This window comes from Methanotorris formicicus Mc-S-70 (assembly GCF_000243455.1).
Classification (GTDB): domain Archaea; phylum AGJL01; class Methanococci; order Methanococcales; family Methanococcaceae; genus Methanotorris; species Methanotorris formicicus.
In genome coordinates this window covers 1-4,437 of record NZ_AGJL01000080.1, presented here as the reverse complement: position 1 = coordinate 4,437, position 4,437 = coordinate 1, and the positions used below count along the sequence as shown (strand labels likewise).

4 protein-coding genes are annotated in these 4,437 nt (G+C 32.5%); 1 reads left to right on the top strand and 3 read right to left on the bottom strand.

Features of this window, described 5'->3' with window-relative positions; translation table 11 throughout:
* Nucleotides 1-324: 324 nt before the first annotated feature.
* The 3 genes from amrS to METFODRAFT_RS10380 form a co-directional block, all read right to left on the bottom strand.
* On the bottom strand, nt 325-1,338 hold the full coding sequence (gene amrS, locus METFODRAFT_RS09145) for an AmmeMemoRadiSam system radical SAM enzyme (protein ID WP_007045329.1): 1,014 nt from the start codon (nt 1,336-1,338) through the stop codon (nt 325-327).
* Nucleotides 1,339-1,381: 43 nt separating this feature from the next.
* Nucleotides 1,382-1,879, bottom strand: coding sequence for a chorismate--pyruvate lyase family protein (locus METFODRAFT_RS09140; protein WP_007045328.1), 498 nt, complete (start codon nt 1,877-1,879; stop codon nt 1,382-1,384).
* 92 nt (nt 1,880-1,971) lie between these two features.
* Nucleotides 1,972-2,166, bottom strand: a complete 195-nt coding sequence (locus METFODRAFT_RS10380) for a hypothetical protein (RefSeq protein ID WP_007045327.1) — start codon at nt 2,164-2,166, stop codon at nt 1,972-1,974.
* A gap of 667 nt (nt 2,167-2,833) precedes the next feature.
* On the opposite strand from METFODRAFT_RS10380, the gene METFODRAFT_RS09135 reads away from it, so the two are divergent.
* On the top strand, nt 2,834-3,988 hold the full coding sequence (locus tag METFODRAFT_RS09135; RefSeq protein ID WP_048115847.1) for a GMC oxidoreductase: 1,155 nt from the start codon (nt 2,834-2,836) through the stop codon (nt 3,986-3,988).
* The last annotated feature ends 449 nt before the right edge of the window (nt 3,989-4,437 follow it).

The window sequence follows — 4,437 nt, the reverse complement described above, 5'->3', positions numbered from 1 at the left end:
GATAGTTTTTATTGGCGTTAGTGTTCTAACTTGTGCGAACTTAGATAACTCCTCCGAACAGTTAAATCCTAAACTATTTATAGAATTAGTGAGTATACTATTAAGTGCTGTTAGCATGGAGGTTTCACCGTTTTTTAACGAGTTATTCAAGCACTACATATTTCTATTTTTTGGTTTTAAAGTTAATATTGTTAAATCACACTATCAGATAAGATAGTTTGTTTATAATAAATAGTTAATCACCAAAAAGTAAAAAATTGTGCTCAGGTGTCCCCGATATCATCACACATCAGTGAAGTCGGCAATCATCATCGCACATTTATTTTATTTTGTAATAATATCTATTTTTTCACCACATACTAAACATTTTGGAGGTTTTGTCGTCATATCAAGGTCGACGATTGATATATTGAATATATCCCTCCTAATTAATAATGCCCCACAATTTGGACAATATGTATGTTCTCCTCCATGTCCGGGAACATTCCCAATATAAACATACTTTAAACCCTCTTCCAACGCCATATTTCTCGCTTTTTCCAAAACTTCAACGGGTGTTGGGGGAATATCCATTAACATATAATCTGGATGGAATCTTGTGAAGTGGATAGGGGTTTCTTTTCCTAACTTATCTTTTACAAATTCTATTATATATAGCATATCATCCTCGTTGTCGTTATATCCGGGGATTATTAGATTTGTTACTTCTACGTGTATTCCAAGTTTTTTTGCCAACACACATGTTCTTAAAACGGGGTCAAGAGTACCCTGACAAACCTTTTTGTAAAACTCTGCATTTCCTTTAATGTCAATATTCATAGCATCTACTGGAAGTTTTTTAAGAGGTTCTTCCTCAATATAACCATTTGTCACCATTGCATTATACAATCTATGTTTTCTTGCAAGGATTGCCGTATCATACATAATCTCATAAAATATAGTAGGTTCTGTGTACGTGTAACTAATCCCCTCACAGTTGTATTCAATTGTAAGATTTACGATATCCTCTGGATACATTTCTTTGTATGGAATTTCGTCAGGTGCTCTTTGGCTTATCTGCCAATTTTGGCAGTATTTGCATCTAAAATTACATCCCCCAGTGGCAATGGATAAAACACTTGAACCCGGGTAAAAGTGGAATAAAGGCTTTTTTTCGATTGGGTCTATTGCAACAGATGACAACTTTCCATAACCCATAGCATATAATTTCCCATCAATATTTTTCCTTGCTCTACAAAATCCCCTCTTCCCATCTAAAATTACACAGTGTCTTGGGCATAAATTACACTTAACTCTATTTTTTTCAAGTTTCTCATAAAACATCGCTTCTTTTAACATAATCCCACCATCGATGTAAGATTTGATTAGGTAAGTAGTTCTCCTAAATATGCTCCCCTAAATTGAAAATTTCAGTAATTTGCATTAGTATTTTGTTATTGTGGATGATGTTGTAGGTTCTTTGGGGGAATAGTTTTTTATCTGTTTTTAATAATTTTCTAACTTTTTCATCAACCCCTTTAACATCAATATCTATAATTTCTCTTCTTGTTTCAAGGTTGTGCATCTTCAAAATCCTTCCAATTGGGATTTCTGCAGATAATAAATCTCTTTTTATATTCTCCCTCAACTCATACTCTATGTTTTTAAATGGTATTTTTGAAGTGGCATATACAAGAGGAATATTGTTTACCTCAAGTATAACCGTCCTGTAGGTTGTATCATCTACAATTTTTTGAAATATGGTCTTAACAACAACATCTCCCTCAAATAAAATTTCCAACAGATTTGTTACACTTCCATCAGTTCCGAGAATCATTTTTTCCTCATTTTTCAATTCATATTTCTTTGACAACTCCCTGATCCTTTCATATATCTTCATGCTCTCCCCGAATACACAAACCTTAAATAATAAGATGATTTTAATCTTCTCAATTATTCAATGAGTGTGGTGCATAATTTATACATCTAAATTTATGTCCTAACATCTTTAATCCTTATTAATGGGTAACCATAGGTTTTTAGGTTGTAAATCGCTAATATCTGTGCGGTTACAACCGATAACATACAGAAAACGTACTTTTTCTTAAAACCTTTTATATTCGTCCAAAATCTATTCATAATCTGGTTTTCGCTTACAAAGTAAGCGAGCAACGAAATGCGAAGCATTTCGTCTAATATCCTACCTCGCTATCTTCATCTTCTTCATCGACTATTGGTGTAGAGTCGATTATAATCCATTCGGAATCTTTCAAGTCTAAATAAATATCTCCTAATAAAGAGATTATTTCTTTTAATTCTTTGTCTAACGATTTTTTTCCATCTGTCTATCGTTGTTCTATGTGGGATACTATTGAATCCCATCTTTTTAAGACGTTTGAGTACTTCTTTAGATGTCTTTCTAATTCTCTCGTATAATGTAGTCATTTTAAAACACCATAAACCAATAATCTCAACTTCAATACTAAATCATAGCCCTTAGATCCCCTACGTTTTGGTTATTCGATTTTATCAGTAAGGTATTTATCTATCGAAGTTATAACTATTTCAACGGGGTCTATTGTATTCACCAACGGTTTTTATCGCTTTTTATATTCTATTTTTTAGCTCGTTATATTTAAGTTTTTTAATTATGCACCATGCTGTTCTCAATTATTCAATAGGAAATTTTTTTGTTTTCTTAGATATATAAATGTTTGTGTGTATATTATTAAAGTTTATTTGTTCAATTCCAGTTAAAAATGAGCATTTGCTCTTTCAAAAATTTATATATTTGATAAACACAATAAGGGTAATATTAAAAGCCTATTTAACACTGTTAATTTGGAGGGATATTATGTTTGATTTTGCAATAGTGGGTTCTGGAGCAGGAGGATCTACATTGGCTAAAGAACTTTCTACGGATGCAAAAGTTGCAGTATTGGAAAAAGGGGAAAGTTATCCAAAATATGTAATAGGGGGAGATTTTGTAGATATCGCCTATTTAAACTCCATTGGAGGTTCAACAGTCTGTGCCGTAGGAAATGCATTACGGGTTAAAATAAAAGGAATCGAGATAGGGGATGATATATACGATGAGATAGAGGAAGAGTTAAATGTAAAAAAACCACCATACGAATTTTTAAGAGAATATGCAAAGAAGTTTTTGGATTTTGGATTTGAGAGAACCCCAAAGTGCATAGATTTTAATAAATGTAACAAATGCGGAAAATGTGCATATAAGCCATGCAATGCAAAATGGACTGCTGCAGAATTTATAAAAAAATCGAATGCAGATGTTATTTGTGGTTTTGAAGTGAAAAATATTAGAAAAGAGGGTGATGTTTTTTATATCGATGGAATTCACAAAAACTCGCTAAAAACCATCAAGGCAAGGAATGTCATTCTATCAGCAGGTGGGATTAACTCCCCAAGAATATTGAGTAAGGTCTTAGATAATGAACATATAGGTAAGAATTTATTCGTAGATATGTTTGTTACTATTGGTGGGGTTTTAAAGGACACCTACTTAAATAAGGATGTTCAAATGGTTGTTTATAAAAAGTATGGGGATTTTATACTGGCATCTCACTACTCAGAATTGTTATATGGCAGGATAAGTAAGTATGAAAAAGTCCGTAGGGAAGATATAATTGGAATAATGATTAAGATTAAGGATGAAAACATTGGAGAAGTTGGTGGGGATTACGTATTAAAACCAATAACAAAAAAAGATACCCAGATACTTTCAGAGGGTGTTAGTGAGGCATCAAAAATACTGCACGAATTTGGTGTGGGGAATATATATTCAACAATTCCAAGGGGTTCTCATCCGGGGGGAACGTGTTCTGTTAAAAAAGTTGTTGATGAGAATTTGGAAACAGAAGTTGAAGGATTGTATGTTTGTGATGCTTCAGTATTTCCAGAGGCTCCAGGATCTCCACCAATTTTGGCAATTATTGGAATTGCTAAAAGATTAGCAAGATATTTAAAAGATGAAAAAATGCAATGATAATTTTATTTTGAAATTTTTTTTCACGGCATCAAATAGATGTATATTTGTCTTTTTTGGATAAACTACGTCTAAAGACCAATTCTAACCAAAGCAAAACCTGCCTGGACTCTGAGGATACCTTTTAACGCTTGAAATATCTTTTCACTCATCTTCAAGTATCATTACCTAACATGATTATAAGTAATTCAGAGAACCAATTCGATTTATAGTTGTATATAAATGTATAGAATCTTACATATAGGTGGAGATTTTTTCGACTAATGCCTCGATGTTTTCTTAGATAAGGTTTGATTATCGAATGGAAGCATTCGCAGTTATATTCCGTTAGAGTATTCCCTCGATGCATGATTAACTGTTAAATGATTAGAAACCTTTGGATGTGAATTTAAGCCATCATAAATAGCGTATTCATCCGTATTAACGATTAAATCGTCTGAATTAACTTC